A 13,917-nucleotide genomic window follows, 5' to 3' on the forward strand; every position below is an offset into this window, starting at 1 on the left:
GCGCCCGCTTCGTGCCGACGCGCTACTGACGCGGACGCCCGCCTGTGGTTAACATCACGCCCACGGCAGAGTCGCCGGTGGGTTACGGAGGTACGGCGTGGTGCATCCCCGGGTGGCGGGCGTCCGCACGGCCTGGCGCGTGCTGGACGACGGTGATTTCTTCTGCGCGGCCTGCGGCGGCGACCGCTGCTACCGGCGGCTCGGCGGGCGGCGCAGGCTGACCGTCCTCGGGGTGCCGGTGCTGCCGCGCGGCAGGGCCGAGCCCGTCGTCGAGTGCGTCTCGTGCCGCGGCCACTTCCCGCTCACCGCCCTCGACCGGCCCACCACGACCCGGCTCTCCGCGCTGCTGCGCGACGGCGTCCACACGATAGCGCTGGCGCTGCTCGCCGCGGGCGGCGGCGCGGGCGCGGCGGGGTCGGCCGCGCGGCGGGCGGCCGTCGAATCGATCCGCGCGGCGGGCTTCCCCGACTGCACCGAGGAGCGCCTGCTGACGCTCCAGGCCGCGCTCGGCGCGAAGAGCCTTCCGCTGCTCGACCGCGAGGTCAGGGCGACCCTCTCGGAGCTGACCCCGCACCTGGCGTCGCCGGGCCGCGAGTCGCTGCTGCTGCACGGCGCGCGCATCGCCCTGGCCGACGGCCCGTACCACGCCACGGAACGCGCCATGCTCGGCGCGGTCGGCGAGGCGCTGCGCCTGTCCCCCTCGGACACCGAACGGCTGCTCGCGACGGCGCTCTCGGCGTAACGACGCCAACGCCCCCGACAGCCCCGACAGCCCCGACAGCCCCGTCGCCGGGGTCCACGTCAGAAGCCCAGGCGCCTCAGCTGCTTGGGGTCGCGCTGCCAGTCCTTGGCGACCTTCACATGCAGGTCGAGGAAGACCGGGGTGCCGAGCAGGGCCTCGATCTGGCGGCGCGCGGTGCTGCCGACGTGCTTCAGGCGCGCGCCCTTGGGCCCGATGACGATGCCCTTCTGACTGGGGCGTTCGATGAAGAGGTTCGCATGGATGTCGAGCAGCGGGCGGTCGGCCGGGCGGTCGTCGCGCGGCAGCATCTCCTCGACCACGACGGCGATCGAGTGCGGCAGCTCGTCCCGCACCCCCTCGAGCGCGGCCTCCCTGATCAGCTCGGCCACCATGACCTGCTCGGGCTCGTCCGTGAGGTCGCCCTCGGGGTAGAGCGGAGGCCCCTCGGGCAGCAGCGGCACCAGCAGGTCGGCGAGCAGCTCGACCTGGGCGCCCGAGACGGCCGAGACGGGCACGATCTCGGCCCACTCGAACCCCGCCTCCTTGCCGAGGCGGTCCACGGCGATCAGCTGCTCGGCGAGCGCGTCCCGTTCGGCCAGGTCGGTCTTGGTGACCACCGCGACCTTGGGGGTGCGGCGGATCTGCGCGAGCTCGCTCGCGATGAAGCGGTCGCCGGGGCCGACCTTCTCGTTCGCCGGGAGGCAGAAGCCGATCGCGTCGACCTCGGCCCACGTCGCGCGCACCACGTCGTTGAGCCGCTGGCCCAGCAGCGTGCGGGGCTTGTGCAGCCCCGGGGTGTCCACGAGCACGAGCTGGGCATCGGGGCGGTGGACGATGCCGCGCACGGTGTGCCGCGTGGTCTGCGGGCGGTTGGAGGTGATCGCGACCTTGGTGCCGACCAGGGCATTGGTCAGCGTGGACTTGCCCGCGTTGGGGCGGCCGACGAAGCACGCGAAGCCGGAGCGGTGCCCGGCGGGTGCGGAGGAGGAGGCGGGGATGCTCATGAGGCCGCGATCGTCGCACGGAGGACGCCGTCGGGGCCAGCCAGCAGCACGGGAACGCCCGCCCCGCCCAGGTCCCGCACCGCCGCCAGGTCGTCGTCTGGCAGCGTGCCGACCTCGCTGACGACCGAGGCGGCCTCCAGGCCGTCGGCGCCGCTGGCCACCGCCATCGCGACGGCGAGGCGCAGGGCGCTCAGCCGCAGCGAGTCGAGCGCCACCGTGGTCGCCACATAGGTCCGCCCCGTGGTGTCCCGCACCGCGGCCCCCTCGGCGACGCCGTTGCGGGCGCGCGCGCCACGGGCCAGGGTGATGATCTTCTTGTCCTCGGGATCGAGGGGCCCGGTCGGGTCAACGGCGTCAGTCATGGCCCCGAGCTTAGGCCCTGCGCGGGCAGGGCCCCACGGGCCTCACGGCCTCATGGCCTCATGGCCTCATGGCCTCACAGGTCCGTGGTGCCCGGCTGATCGGGCCGCGGCACGGCGGTGCGGCCCGCGGCGACCTCCTCGAGCTTCTCCACGGCCCGCTCGGCGAACGCCACGATGTCGCCCGAGTCCGAGTCGTCACGGCCCGCCTGGGCAACCCGCACGGTGTGCGCGCCGACGCGGGCGATCACGACATCGGCGACGACCGGCGCCGTGGCCGACTCCCCCTCGACCCGCCGCTGGAAGCGAACGGCCAGGCTCTCCTCGCCCAGCTCGTCGACGGACGCGGCGTCCAGGCGTTCCGCGTCATAGGCCACGCGCACCCCGCCGCCCTCGGGCCCCTCGGTGGCGTGGAACGTCCGGCACGCGCCGTCCACGGCGTCGCGCAGCGCGTCGAGCGAACGCCGCGCCCGGTCGGTGTCGCGGTGCGCGGCGGCCACGGTGGTGACGAACGGCCCGCTGCGGGTCCGCGCGAACCCCGCCCGCGCGGCGGTCTTGGCGTCGGTGTCGAACAACTCACGGCAGCGGGACTCACTCGGGTCCGGCACACCGAACCCGCGCCTGGCGGCTGACCGCTCGCTGTCGCTGGCCCACCCGGCGGGAAAGTCCACGGCGTCGAGCAGCGCCTCGCGGAGCTGCTGCTCGCTGAGCGCGTCGGAGGCGAGGGGCCGCCCTGGCGCCAGGGCCAGGCTCAGCATGGCGATCCCCGCGACCACGGCTGTCTGAAGGTGCGTGTCCATGCCTCCCATGGCGCCCCCCGAACGCCCGTACGGCCACCACGTGCGCCCCATTCGAGTGAGCGACGCCCTGCGGGCAGCGGGGGCCTCCGGCGGCGGGACGGGGGAAGACGGGCCACGACTGCCAGGGGCCCCGCCGCCCGCGGCCGGGGCCGCCCCGCGCCCCGCGCCCCGCGCCCCGCGCCCCTGGGGCCGGACCGGTGACCGGGGCGGGCCGGTGCCACGAAAGCGACAGCCGAACGCCGCACGGGCCACACCGGCCCATCGCCTGGCCCCCACGGGAGACGGCGAGACGCCAAGGCGCCACCGCCCAGACCGAGACGCGCCCGCCAAGGCGCGACCCCACCACCGACCACCGGCACCCCCGACGGACCACCCGCCGACCAACGGCCCCTCGCCGCCGAAGGCGGCGCGTCGTACCCCGCCGGAGGCGTGCCGCGGCGCGTCACGGCCCGCCGGAGGCGACGTTCACGCGAGCCGTACCGGCTCGACAAGCACCCGGTCGATCCTGTTGCGCCGTCCCGCGGGCGACTCCGCCGTCAGGCGCAGCGCGGACAGGCCCGTGCCGCCCTGCTCGGCCGAGACGTCCACCTCGGCCACCGCCCCCGCGATCGGCACCCGCCCCAGCGCCTTGGCCAGCAGGCCACCCACCGTCTCCACGTCCTCGTCCTCCAGGCGCAGCCCGTACAACTGCCCGAGCGCTCCGAGGTCGAGACGCGACGTCACGCGGTAGACGCCGTCGCCGACCGACTCCACCGGTGGCAGCTCCACGTCGTACTCGTCGGTGATCTCGCCGACGATCTCTTCCAGGATGTCCTCGATCGTCACCAGTCCCGCCGTGCCGCCGTACTCGTCGATGACGACCGCGACATGCGTGCGGTTGCGCTGCATCTCGCGCAGCAGATCCCCGGCGTTCTTGGTGTCGGGCACGAACGCCGCGGGTCGCATCACCGTCTCGACCAGCTCGGACTCGGCTTCGCGGCTGATGTGCACCTTCCGCGCCAGGTCCTTGAGGTAGACGATGCCGACGATGTCGTCGTCGCTCTCCCCCGTCACCGGGATCCGCGAGAAGCCGGAGCGCAGCGCGAGCGAGAGGCCCTGCCGCAGCGTCTTGTGGCGGTCGAGCGAGACGAGGTCGGTGCGCGGCACCATCACCTCGCGCACCAAGGTGTCGCCGAGCTCGAAGACGGAGTGCACCATGCGGCGTTCCTCGTCCTCGATCAGCGACTCGCGCTCCGCGAGGTCCACCATCGCCCGCAGCTCCGCCTCGGACGCGAAGGGCCCCCTGCGGAAGCCCTTGCCCGGGGTCAGGGCGTTGCCCAGGATGATCAGCGCCTGGATCAGCGGGCCGAGCACGCGCGCCAGCGGGATCAGGACATACGACGCCGCCGTGACCGTGTTGAGCGGGTGCTGGCGGCCGATCGTGCGCGGCGAGACGCCGACGGCGACGAACGACAGCAGTAGCATCACGCCGAACGCCGCGGCCAGCGCCTGCCACACGTCGTCGAACTCCTGGAGGAACGCGTACGCCACGAGCACCGCCGCGGCCATCTCCCCGGCGACGCGCAGCAGGAGCGCGAGGTTCAGGTAACGCGCCGGGTCGGCGGCCACGAGCGCCAGCCGCTCCGCGCCGCGCCGCCCCTTGCGCTGCGCCTCCTCCGCGCGAAAGCCCGTGATCACCGCGAGCGCCGCCTCGGCGCACGAGGAGAGCCAGGCCACGATCAGCAGCCCGACGACGGAGACGAGCAGGGTGGCGGTCATGTGGTGGTGGGGGCTGGGGACGGTCCCGGCAGGCCGCGCTCGGCGCGCCAGCCGTCCACGATGGCCTTCTGGAGCCCGAACATCTCCGCCTTCTCGACCGTCTCCTCGTGGTCGTACCCGAGCAGGTGCAGCACCCCGTGCACGGTGAGCAGCTGGAGCTCGGCGTCCATGGAGTGGCCCGTGGGGGCCGCCTCACCCTGCCGACGGGCCACCTCGGGGCAGAGCACGACATCCCCGAGCAGGCCCTGGACCGGCTCCTCCTCGTCCCGCGAGGGCGGCCGCAGCTCGTCCATCGGGAACGACATCACATCGGTGGGTCCCGGCAGCTCCATCCACTGGAGGTGGAGCTGCTCCATCGCCGCCTCGTCCACCGCGATCACCGAGAGCTCGGAAAGCGGATGGATCCGCATCCGGGTCAGGGCGTAGCGCGCGATGTCGAGGATGGCCCGTTCGTCGATCTCCAGGCCGGATTCGTTGTTGACCTCGATCGCCATGATGAGGAGAGGCTACTTCCCGTTCCGGTCGCCGCCGCGGTCGCCGGTGCGTTCGCTGTTGCGGACGTCGAAGCGGTCGTAGGCGTCCACGATGCGGCCGACCAGCTTGTGGCGGACCACGTCCTGGCTCGTGAGGCGCGAGAAGTGCACGTCGTCGACGCCGTCAAGGATCTCCTGCACCTGGCGCAGGCCACTCTTGGTGCCGCCCGGCAGGTCGACCTGGGTCACATCGCCCGTGATCACGATCTTGGACTCGAACCCCAGGCGCGTGAGGAACATCTTCATCTGCTCGGGGTTGGTGTTCTGTGCCTCGTCCAGGATGATGAACGCGTCGTTCAGCGTCCGGCCGCGCATGTACGCGAGCGGCGCGACCTCGATCGTGCCCGCGCTGAGCAGCCGCGGGATCGAGTCGGGGTCGAGCATGTCGTGCAGCGCGTCGTAGAGGGGGCGCAGATACGGGTCGATCTTCTCGTAGAGCGTCCCCGGCAGGAAGCCGAGCCGCTCCCCCGCCTCGACCGCGGGACGGGTGAGGATGATCCGGTTGACCTGCTTCGACTGGAGCGCCTGCACGGCCTTGGCCATCGCCAGATAGGTCTTGCCCGTGCCCGCGGGGCCGATGCCGAAGACGATCGTGTGGGTGTCGATCGCGTCCACGTAACGCTTCTGGTTGAGCGTCTTGGGGCGGATGGTCTTCCCGCGGTTCGACAGGATGTTCTGCGTCAGGACCTGGGCCGGGCTGGCGCCCGAGCCCTCCTCGCCGCGCAGCATGCTGATCGACCGCTCCACGGCGTCCTCGCTCAGCGGCTGCCCGGTCCGCAGGACGAGCATCATCTCGTCGAACAGGCGCTGAACCAGGCGGACATCGTCCTCCTCGCCGGTGGCGCTGATCTCGTTCCCCCGGACGTGGATGTCGGTGCCGGGGAAAGCCCGCTCGATGACGCGCAGCAGGGAGTCCCCGGAACCCAGCACCGTGACCATGGGGTGCTTGGCCGGCACGGTGAACCGGGCGGTGGCCTCGGCGCGGGCCGCTGGCTGGTGTGTGGGTGTCTGTGTCATGGGCGGCCCACTGCGGACCTGCTCATCCCTCTCTGCGCTGGAGTATCCGTGAAGCCCAGGGTACGCCGCGGATCCGACAGAGCCACAGGAGATTACCCAGCGCGATCGACCCTGTTCGTCGTGCTCTTGACAACGCGCGCAGCGGTGCGGGACCGGCCGCGCGCGGCCGACTGGCCGACCACCGCGACGGCCAGCGCGAGCGCCGCCGCGGCCAGCAGCGCCCAGGCCGCGCCGAGCCCGATCAGGCCCGCACCGGCCGCCGCGCCCGCGCCCATCGTGGCCAGCACGACCGCCCGCCTGACCCACGGCTGACCGCGCCCGTCGGCCATCAGCCCGGTGAGCGTGGAGGTGACCACGACCGTGGGAACGTCGCGGACGGCGAGGTGGCGCGCGGTCGCCGCCTGGCCGCCCAGGGCGAGCGCCAGCGCGCCCGAGACGAGCAACGCCCCCGTCTCGCCCGGGTGGTCGCGCGCCAGCAGCGCGGGCGCCGACCCGGCCACCAGCGCCACCACGGCGCACAGCAGCGCGGTGTGGCGGCCCGCCCAGACCTTCGGCGGCGCCGACCGCAGCGCGAGCCCGCCGAGCGCCGCGCCCGCCGCGAAGGCGGCGAGCACCACGGCGGGCCCGAGCACCGGCAGGCTCCCCGTGCCGGGCACGGCGGCGCCGAGGATGATCAGGTTCCCGGTCATGTTCCCGGCGAAGACGCCGCCGAGGGACAGAAAGCTGACCGCGTCGACCATGCCCGCGGCGAAGGTCAGCACCATCAGCAGGACGAGCGGCAAGCCCTGGCCCTGGCCTGGCATCGTCAGGTGGCGGTGCGGAAGCCGAGGGTCGGCACCGCCCTGCGGCGCGGCCAGGGCCTGGGGTCCTCGGGCAGCACGTCGCGCAGGAACGCGTACCGCTCCAGGGCCTGCCCGAGCGGCCCGCTCTCCGGGGTGAGCCGCCGCACCCGCTGCCACCACGCGGCGATCTCGCCCCACCCTGGCGCGGACAGGGAGCCGCCGAACTCCTGCACCGAGAGCGCCGCCGTGAGCCCGGCGAGCGCCAGCCGGTCGGCCAGCGGCCAGCCCGCGAGCGTCCCGGTGAGGAAGCCTGCGACGAAGACGTCGCCCGCGCCCGTGGTGTCAAGGGCCTCGACGACGATCGCGGGCACATCGGCCGTCTCCCCCGTGCCGCCGTCCACGGCGTACGCGCCGTCCGCGCCCATGGTCACCACGGCGAGTGGCACCGTGCGGGTGAGGGCGTGGGCCGCCGCGCGCGGGGAGTCGGCGCGGGTGTAGCGCATGGCCTCGGTGGCGTTGGGCAGGAACGCCGCGCAGTGCTCCAGGTCGGGCAGCGCGGCCAGGTCCCAGCGCCCGGTGTCGTCCCAGCCGGTGTCCGCGAGGACGAGGCTGCCCGCGCGGGCGGCGGCGCCGATCCACTCCTGGGGCTGGCCGGGGGTGAGCGAGGCGACGCACGAGCGGGCGGGCGGCGGCTTCGGGTCGGCGGCCGAGACGGGCGCCTCGTGGCCGTGCGAGATCATGGTCCGCTCCCCGTCGTAGGCCAGGGAGACGGTGACGGGCGAGTGCCAGCCAGGGAGCGTGGCCGAGCGGGAGAGGTCGATGCCCTCGCCGCGCTCGAGCGTCTCCCAGCAGTACTCGCCGTAGTGGTCGTCGCCGAACGCCGCCGCGAGGCTCGTGCGCAGGCCGAGCCTGGCGAGGGCGGTGGCCATGTTCGCGACGCCGCCCGGGCTCGACCCCATCCCGCGCGCCCAGGACTCGGTGCCGCACACGGGCGCGGAGTCGAGCCCGGTGAAGATGATGTCGAGGAAGACGGTGCCGGTCAGGTACACGTCCCACGGGGGGTCCCCGGGCGCGCGCGCCCTGGCGAGTGGGTCGACGTTCTCCGTGGTCACGAGGCGCTCCCGGTCATGGCGGCGGTCCCTTCCTACGGTACGTTCCGCCTCATGAGGCTCACGATCATCGGCGGCGGCGGTTTCCGTGTCCCCCTGGTATACCGGGCGCTACTGACAACGCCGGGGAGCGAGGTCACGCTGTTCGACCTCGACGAGGCCAGGGTGCGGGTGATCGCCGACGTGCTCGCGGGCATGGCGGCCGGGCGCCGCGACGCCCCGGCGGTGCGGATCGCGCCGTCGCTCGACGAGGCGGTGCGCGGCGCGGACTTCGTGTTCAGCGCGATCCGGGTGGGCGGCACGGCGGGCCGGGTGCGCGACGAGCGGGTGCCGCTGGCCCATGGGGTGCTCGGGCAGGAGACGGTGGGCGCGGGCGGCGTGCTCTACGGGCTGCGCACCGTGCCGGTGGCGCTGCGGATCGCGGCCCGCGTGCGGGCGCTCGCCCCCGACGCGTGGCTGATCAACTTCACCAACCCCGCGGGTCTCGTGACCGAGGCGATGGCCGCGGAGCTGGGCCACCGGGTCATCGGCATCTGCGACTCCCCCGTGGGCCTGGTGCGGCGCGCGGCGCGCGCGGCGGGCGTGGACCCCGACGAGGTGCGCTACGGCTATCTGGGCCTCAACCACCTGGGCTGGCTGCGCTCGTTGACCCACAGGGGCCGTGATCTGCTGCCGGGGCTGCTCGCGGACGACGCGGCGCTCGCGTCGTTCGAGGAAGGGCGCCTCTTCGGCGGCGAGCTGCTGCGGGCGCTCGGCGCGCTGCCCAACGAATACCTCCAGTACTACTACCGCGCGCGGGAAACGCTCGGGGCCGCGCGGGAGGCGGACGAGACGCGCGGGGAGTTCCTCGACCGCCAGCAGGGCGCGTTCTTCGCCGCGGCGGCCCGTGACCCCGGGGGCGCGGGCGCGCTGTGGGAGCGCGCCAGGCGGGAGCGCGAGGAGACCTATGGCGGCGGGGACCGCGACCCGTGGGACCTGGAGGGGGGCGGCTACGAACGCGTCGCGCTCGCCCTGATGCGCGCCATCGCCGAGGACCGCCGCACGCGGCTGATCCTCAACGTCCGCAACGGCGACGCCTGTCCCGCCCTGCCCCATGACGCGATCGTCGAGACGGTGTGCGAGGTCGGCGCCAAGGGCGCCCACCCGGTGCCCTGTCTGTCCCCCGGCATGGCGGAGCTCGGCCTGATGCTCCAGGTGAAGGCGGCCGAACGCGCCACGATCGAGGCGGCCGTGAAGCGCTCGCGCCCCGCGGCCTTGCGCGCCCTGGCCCTGCACCCCCTGGTGGGCTCGGCGGACACGGCGTCCAGGATCCTGGCGGCGGTGGCGTTCCCGCCGCTCTAGGGCCCGCGCCGCCCTGAGGGGCGTCAGGCGCGGGGCGGGACGGGGACGCGGTCCAGGTCACCGGCCACCGTGAGGGCGCCGGTGAAGCCCGCGGCGCGCGCCTCGTCCTCGAACGCCGCGGGGTCCTGGTAGCGCTGCGAGAAGTGCGTCAGCACCAGGTGCCGCACCCCGGCCCCCGCGGCGACGCGCGCGGCCTGCGCGGCGGTGAGGTGGCCGTACTCCTCGGCCAGGCGCGCGTCGCGGTCGAGGAAGGTGGACTCGATGACCAGCAGGTCACACCCGTCGGCCAGCTCGTGGACCCCGTCGCACAGCCGCGTGTCCATGATGAACGCGAAGCGCTGGCCCCGGCGTTCGACGCTGACCTCGTCCAGGGTCACTCCGCGCAGCGAGCCCTCCCGCATCAGCCGCCCGACGTCGGGGCCGCCGATGCCGTGGGCCGCGAGGCGGTCGGGGAGCATCGTGCGGCCCGCGTGTTCGGTCAGCCGGTAGCCGTAGGAGTCGATCGGGTGCGACAGGGGGCGCGCATGGAGCGTGTACCCCTCCGTTCGCGCCAACGCGCCCCCCTCGCCCGCGACGGGGCTCGGCTCGATCCTCGCCGTCTCGTGGTACGCGGTGGCGTGGCGCAGCCGGTCGAAGTACGCCTGCCCGGTGGCCGGGTAGTGCACGGGCACGGGGTGCGGCACGCGGTCGAGGCTGACGCGCTGGAGGACCCCGGCGAGCCCGAGTGCGTGGTCGCCGTGGAAGTGGGTGACGCAGATCCGGGTCAGCTGGTGCGCGGTGACCCCGGCGTACAGCAGCTGCCGCTGCGTTCCCTCGCCGGGGTCGAACAGGATCGCGTCGGAGTCCCAGCGCAGGACGTAGCCGTTGTGGTTGCGCAGCCGGGTCGGCACCTGGCTCGCGGTGCCGAGCACCACGAGCTCACGCGCGGGCACCGGCGGCTCCCGCTACCCGGGCGGCCACGCGAGGCCGCGCCCGCCCAGCACATGGGCGTGCGCGTGGAAGACGGTCTGACCGGCCCCGACCCCCGTGTTGAACACGATGCGGTACCCGGTCTCGTCCACCTTCCCCCCCTCGGCCACCGCGCCCGCCTCGCGCAGCACGTCGGCGGCCAGCGCGGGCGCCTCGGTGGCGAGGGTCACGGCGTCCCGGTAGTGCGCCTTGGGGATCACCAGCACATGGCAGGGCGCCTGGGGGTTGATGTCCTGGAAGGCGACCACCGTGTCCGTCTCGCGGACCACCGTCGCCGGGACCTCGCCCGCCACGATCTTGCAGAACAGGCAGTCGGCCTGGGCTTCTCCCGCCATCGCCTTGGGGCCCTCCTCGCGGGCGTCGTCCAACGAGTACGCCCCCGGATGCTATCGGCTGACCTGGGTGCCTGGAACGCGGGGATGCGGGTACGCGCTCCGTCGGCTCGCCCGGGCACTGTCAGAACCGGCTGGTAACCTCCGACGGCGGGCATGGAAACGACACCGCGCGACCCGAGGACAAGGGATCATGACCGCAGAGCCGCAGCGGGAGCAGTGGGGCTCACGCCTCGGATTCCTCATGGCTGCCATCGGCTCGGCGATCGGTCTCGGGAACATCTGGCGCTTCCCCGCCGTCGCCTACGAGAACGGCGGCGGGGCGTTCCTGCTGCCCTATCTGCTCGCCCTGCTCACGGCCGGGATCCCGCTGCTCATCCTCGAGTACGCCATCGGCCGCAGCCGCCGCTCCTCGCCGCCCGGCGCGACCCGGCTGCTGGCCCGCCCCGCCGAGGCGATCGGCTGGTGGCAGGTGGCGATCTGCTTCGTCGTCGCCACGTACTACGCCGCGATCCTGGCGTGGGCCGTGCGCTACGTCGGCTTCTCCTTCGACCGGTCATGGGGCGACGACCCCGAGGCGTTCCTCATGGGGGACTTCCTCGAGGTCTCCGAGGACCCGGGCGACGTCTCGACGTTCGTGCCGGGCGTGGCCTGGCCGCTGATCGCGGTCTGGGCCGCCGTCCTGGTCATCCTGGCCCTGGGCGTGCGGCGCGGCATCGAGCGGGCGAACACCGTGTTCATCCCGCTGCTCGTCGCGTTCTTCCTCGTCCTGGTGGTGCGGGCGCTCACCCTCGAAGGCGCCGGCCTCGGCCTCGACGCGCTGTTCTCGCCCGACTGGGGCGCCCTGGGGAACGGCAGCGTGTGGGTCGCGGCCTACGGGCAGATCTTCTTCTCGCTCTCCGTCGGCTTCGGCATCATGATCACCTACGCCTCGTATCTCCATCGCGGGTCCGACCTCACCGGCTCCGCCATGGTCGCCGGGTTCGCCAACAGCTCGTTCGAGATCCTGGCGGGCATCGCGGTCTTCGCCACGCTCGGCTTCATGGCGGCGCAGGCCGGGGTCGGGGTCGGCGAGGTGACGGACAGCGGCGTGGGGCTGGCGTTCGTGGCGTTCCCGCAGATCATCTCCGAGATGCCGATGGGCGCGCTGTTCGGCGTGCTGTTCTTCGCCTCGCTGGTGATCGCCGGGCTCACGTCGCTGATCAGCATCGTGCAGGTGATCGTCGCCGCGGTCGAGGGCAGGACGGGGCTGCGCCGCGTCCCCGCCGTGCTCACGGTCGGCGGGGCGGTCGCCGTGGTCTCCACGCTGCTGTTCTCGACCGGCAGTGGGCTGCACTTCCTCGACGTGGCCGACCACTTCATCAACCAGTACGGCATCGTCCTCGCGGGCCTCGTCCTCGTGGTGACGGTCAGCTGGGTGCTGCGCAAGCTGCCCGCGCTCCAGCGCGACGCCGACGCCACGTCGGCGATCGGCCTGGGCATCTGGTGGCGCGTGTGCCTCGGGGCCGTGACGCCGCTCGTGCTCACCTGGATGATGGTGGACAGCCTGACCGACGAGTTCGAGGAGAATTACGCCGGATACGACTCGTCGTTCCTGCTCTGGTCCGGGTGGGCCGTGGCGGGCGGTGCGCTGCTGATCGGCGTGGTGTTCTCGCTGGTCCCGTGGCGGCGCTCCCCGGCCGCCCCGCCCCCGCCCACCGCCGAGCCTGAGCAGGTGCCGGAGAGGAGCCTGTGATGTCCACGGATGCCGTGGTGATGCTGATCGTGACCATCGGGGTGGTGTGGGGCGGCCTGGTGGCCGCGATCGTCAAGCTGCGCGGCCACCCCGATGAGCGGGCCTCGTAACGCCGTCCGGCTCCGTTTCTCGCTGGCCACCGACCCGGACACCGGGCGGCCCGTGGCCACGGCGGTGGACGCGCCGGGCGGGGGCGCGGCGTTCGAGGGCGCGGCGTTCGAGGGGGTGCCCGCCGCGCTGGCGCACCTGGTCGCCGCGGCGGCCCCGGCCCCCGGCCGCGGATCGCTCGGCCACTCCAGGGTGCCGGGCGGCGGGGGCGCGGTGCTGTGCCATGTGCCCGAGGGCGGCGGCACCGCGGAGGTGCTGTTCGTGCCGGACGGCGCGGCGGGGGCGCCCGTTCCGCACCCCGTCGACCTGTGGCGGCCGCCGGGGTGGGCGGACGACGAGCGGCTGGCGCGGTTCGCCAGGGAGCGGGCGGACCGGGTGGTGCCGTTCCTGTCCGATGTGCGGCGGCTGTTCGTCTCGTTCGACGGGCGGCCGCTCGTCGTCGCCGAGGACGAGCAGGAGACGGTGGCGCTGTGGATCGCGCTCGCCTGCCGCTTTCTGCACCGCTCGGGCGAGCCCGCGAACGCCGGGGCGCTGACGTTCACCACGCGCGCCCCCCGGCCCCACGACGCGCCCCAGCAGATCGTGGGGATCGGCCCCGACAGCCCGTTCGACCGCGCCGACCCGCGGCTGCTGCGCGCCCGGTACCGGGTGCACGACGGGCTCGGCGGCGAGGGCAGCCCGCCCGAGCCCGACCCCTGGGTGGAGCAGGTGGTGCGCTCGTGGCTGCGCCCCGCCGACGAGCGGCTGAGGCTTGCGGCGGAGCGGCTGCGCGGGCGCCCCCACGAGCTGCGCGGCGTCGGTCTGTTCCGGATGCTGGCCGGGCGGCTGCCCGCGGGCGGCCCCGGGGACGCCGCGTCCCTCGTGCTGCTCTACGAGCTGGTGTGGGGCAGGGACGACCCCGATGTCGCGGGCGCGCTCGAGCTGATCCGCTCGTGCCCCCCGGCGCTGCTCGCCGAGGCGCAGCTGCGCCCCCGGCTCGCCGGGGCGCTGGTCGGCACGGGCGAGATCACCGACGAGCACTGCGCGCTGGCGAGGGAGCTGCTGCGGGTCGAGCGCACCCTGCCGCTCGACCCGGTGCCGCGCACCACGGCCCAGCTGCTGATCGCGGGCCAGGACATCGCGGCGGGCGGCCCGGCGGCCGAGGCCGCGGAGCGCTTTCTGCGCACCGAGCTGAACATGCCGCACCCCCGCGTCCCCCGGGCCCCGCTCGCCTGGGCCCGCCGTCGGCTGCGCCGCTCCGAGACCGGCGCGCGCCTGCCCCCGCCGCTCCCTGGCCCGCGCCGCGGGCGCCGCACGGAGTGGGAGGAGCGCCCCGGCGCGTGACGGGC

General features: G+C 74.3%; 15 protein-coding genes. 5 read left to right on the plus strand and 10 right to left on the minus strand.

What is annotated here, in order from left to right; translation table 11 throughout:
• Window positions 1-97: 97 nt before the first annotated feature.
• Window positions 98-742 (plus strand): TerB family tellurite resistance protein, encoded by a 645-nt coding sequence (locus tag DEH69_RS08895; RefSeq protein WP_113686362.1) that lies wholly within the window; start codon window positions 98-100, stop codon window positions 740-742.
• Window positions 743-801: 59 nt separating this feature from the next.
• On the opposite strand, the gene era is transcribed toward DEH69_RS08895, so the two are convergent.
• The 8 genes from era to DEH69_RS08935 all read right to left on the minus strand — a co-directional run bounded on the left by era (window position 802) and on the right by DEH69_RS08935 (window position 8,107).
• Window positions 802-1,746 carry a GTPase Era gene (gene era / locus DEH69_RS08900; RefSeq protein WP_113686363.1) on the minus strand — a complete coding sequence of 315 codons (945 nt, stop codon included), beginning with the start codon at window positions 1,744-1,746 and terminating at the stop codon, window positions 802-804.
• Complete coding sequence (locus DEH69_RS08905) at window positions 1,743-2,108, minus strand: cytidine deaminase (RefSeq protein ID WP_113686364.1); 366 nt, start codon at window positions 2,106-2,108, stop codon at window positions 1,743-1,745. The genes era and DEH69_RS08905 overlap by 4 nt, the downstream gene beginning before the upstream one ends.
• 74 nt (window positions 2,109-2,182) lie before the next feature.
• Window positions 2,183-2,905 carry a hypothetical protein gene (locus DEH69_RS08910; protein WP_147255487.1) on the minus strand — a complete coding sequence of 241 codons (723 nt, stop codon included), beginning with the start codon at window positions 2,903-2,905 and terminating at the stop codon, window positions 2,183-2,185.
• 465 nt (window positions 2,906-3,370) lie between these two features.
• Complete coding sequence (locus DEH69_RS08915; protein WP_113686366.1) at window positions 3,371-4,663, minus strand: hemolysin family protein; 1,293 nt, start codon at window positions 4,661-4,663, stop codon at window positions 3,371-3,373.
• Window positions 4,660-5,157, minus strand: coding sequence for an rRNA maturation RNase YbeY (gene ybeY, locus DEH69_RS08920; protein WP_113686367.1), 498 nt, complete (start codon window positions 5,155-5,157; stop codon window positions 4,660-4,662). The genes DEH69_RS08915 and ybeY overlap by 4 nt, the downstream gene beginning before the upstream one ends.
• A 12-nt stretch (window positions 5,158-5,169) precedes the next feature.
• Window positions 5,170-6,213 carry a PhoH family protein gene (locus DEH69_RS08925; protein WP_113686368.1) on the minus strand — a complete coding sequence of 348 codons (1,044 nt, stop codon included), beginning with the start codon at window positions 6,211-6,213 and terminating at the stop codon, window positions 5,170-5,172.
• 92 nt (window positions 6,214-6,305) lie between these two features.
• On the minus strand, window positions 6,306-7,016 hold the full coding sequence (locus DEH69_RS08930; protein WP_113686369.1) for a YoaK family protein: 711 nt from the start codon (window positions 7,014-7,016) through the stop codon (window positions 6,306-6,308).
• 2 nt (window positions 7,017-7,018) lie between these two features.
• Window positions 7,019-8,107, minus strand: coding sequence for a PfkB family carbohydrate kinase (locus tag DEH69_RS08935; protein ID WP_113686370.1), 1,089 nt, complete (start codon window positions 8,105-8,107; stop codon window positions 7,019-7,021).
• Window positions 8,108-8,158: 51 nt separating this feature from the next.
• On the opposite strand from DEH69_RS08935, the gene DEH69_RS08940 reads away from it, so the two are divergent.
• A complete protein-coding gene (locus DEH69_RS08940) occupies window positions 8,159-9,445 on the plus strand; it encodes a 6-phospho-beta-glucosidase (RefSeq protein ID WP_113686402.1) in 1,287 nt (428 codons plus the stop codon).
• Window positions 9,446-9,468: 23 nt separating this feature from the next.
• Here DEH69_RS08940 and DEH69_RS08945 read toward each other — a convergent pair whose 3' ends face one another.
• Both DEH69_RS08945 and DEH69_RS08950 read right to left on the minus strand, forming a co-directional pair.
• Window positions 9,469-10,377 carry a ribonuclease Z gene (locus DEH69_RS08945; RefSeq protein ID WP_113686371.1) on the minus strand — a complete coding sequence of 303 codons (909 nt, stop codon included), beginning with the start codon at window positions 10,375-10,377 and terminating at the stop codon, window positions 9,469-9,471.
• A gap of 12 nt (window positions 10,378-10,389) precedes the next feature.
• Window positions 10,390-10,749 carry a histidine triad nucleotide-binding protein gene (locus DEH69_RS08950; protein WP_113686403.1) on the minus strand — a complete coding sequence of 120 codons (360 nt, stop codon included), beginning with the start codon at window positions 10,747-10,749 and terminating at the stop codon, window positions 10,390-10,392.
• Window positions 10,750-10,939: 190 nt separating this feature from the next.
• On the opposite strand from DEH69_RS08950, the gene DEH69_RS08955 reads away from it, so the two are divergent.
• The 3 genes from DEH69_RS08955 to DEH69_RS08965 are packed head-to-tail and all read left to right on the plus strand — an operon-like array spanning window position 10,940 to window position 13,912.
• Window positions 10,940-12,481 carry a sodium-dependent transporter gene (locus tag DEH69_RS08955; protein ID WP_113686372.1) on the plus strand — a complete coding sequence of 514 codons (1,542 nt, stop codon included), beginning with the start codon at window positions 10,940-10,942 and terminating at the stop codon, window positions 12,479-12,481.
• On the plus strand, window positions 12,481-12,591 hold the full coding sequence (locus DEH69_RS08960) for a methionine/alanine import family NSS transporter small subunit (RefSeq protein WP_113686373.1): 111 nt from the start codon (window positions 12,481-12,483) through the stop codon (window positions 12,589-12,591). The genes DEH69_RS08955 and DEH69_RS08960 overlap by 1 nt, the downstream gene beginning before the upstream one ends.
• Entirely contained in the window at window positions 12,575-13,912 is a 1,338-nt protein-coding gene (locus DEH69_RS08965) for a hypothetical protein (RefSeq protein ID WP_147255489.1), read from the plus strand. Before DEH69_RS08960 ends, DEH69_RS08965 begins: the two co-directional genes overlap by 17 nt.
• Window positions 13,913-13,917 lie beyond the last annotated feature (5 nt).

The sequence above is a fragment of the Streptomyces sp. PT12 genome, from assembly GCF_003311645.1.
Classification (GTDB): Bacteria; Actinomycetota; Actinomycetes; order Streptomycetales; family Streptomycetaceae; genus Streptomyces.

Coding starts and splice junctions, on each gene's coding strand:
- DEH69_RS08940 (WP_113686402.1), top strand. CDS start 8,159: ATGAGGCTCACGATCATCGGCGGCGGCGGTTTCCGTGTCCCCCTGGTA.
- DEH69_RS08905 (WP_113686364.1), bottom strand. CDS start 2,108: ATGACTGACGCCGTTGACCCGACCGGGCCCCTCGATCCCGAGGACAAG.
- DEH69_RS08960 (WP_113686373.1), top strand. CDS start 12,481: ATGTCCACGGATGCCGTGGTGATGCTGATCGTGACCATCGGGGTGGTG.
- era (WP_113686363.1), bottom strand. CDS start 1,746: ATGAGCATCCCCGCCTCCTCCTCCGCACCCGCCGGGCACCGCTCCGGC.
- DEH69_RS08955 (WP_113686372.1), top strand. CDS start 10,940: ATGACCGCAGAGCCGCAGCGGGAGCAGTGGGGCTCACGCCTCGGATTC.
- DEH69_RS08910 (WP_147255487.1), bottom strand. CDS start 2,905: ATGGACACGCACCTTCAGACAGCCGTGGTCGCGGGGATCGCCATGCTG.
- DEH69_RS08950 (WP_113686403.1), bottom strand. CDS start 10,749: ATGGCGGGAGAAGCCCAGGCCGACTGCCTGTTCTGCAAGATCGTGGCG.
- DEH69_RS08965 (WP_147255489.1), top strand. CDS start 12,575: ATGAGCGGGCCTCGTAACGCCGTCCGGCTCCGTTTCTCGCTGGCCACC.
- ybeY (WP_113686367.1), bottom strand. CDS start 5,157: ATGGCGATCGAGGTCAACAACGAATCCGGCCTGGAGATCGACGAACGG.
- DEH69_RS08925 (WP_113686368.1), bottom strand. CDS start 6,213: ATGACACAGACACCCACACACCAGCCAGCGGCCCGCGCCGAGGCCACC.
- DEH69_RS08930 (WP_113686369.1), bottom strand. CDS start 7,016: ATGCCAGGCCAGGGCCAGGGCTTGCCGCTCGTCCTGCTGATGGTGCTG.
- DEH69_RS08915 (WP_113686366.1), bottom strand. CDS start 4,663: ATGACCGCCACCCTGCTCGTCTCCGTCGTCGGGCTGCTGATCGTGGCC.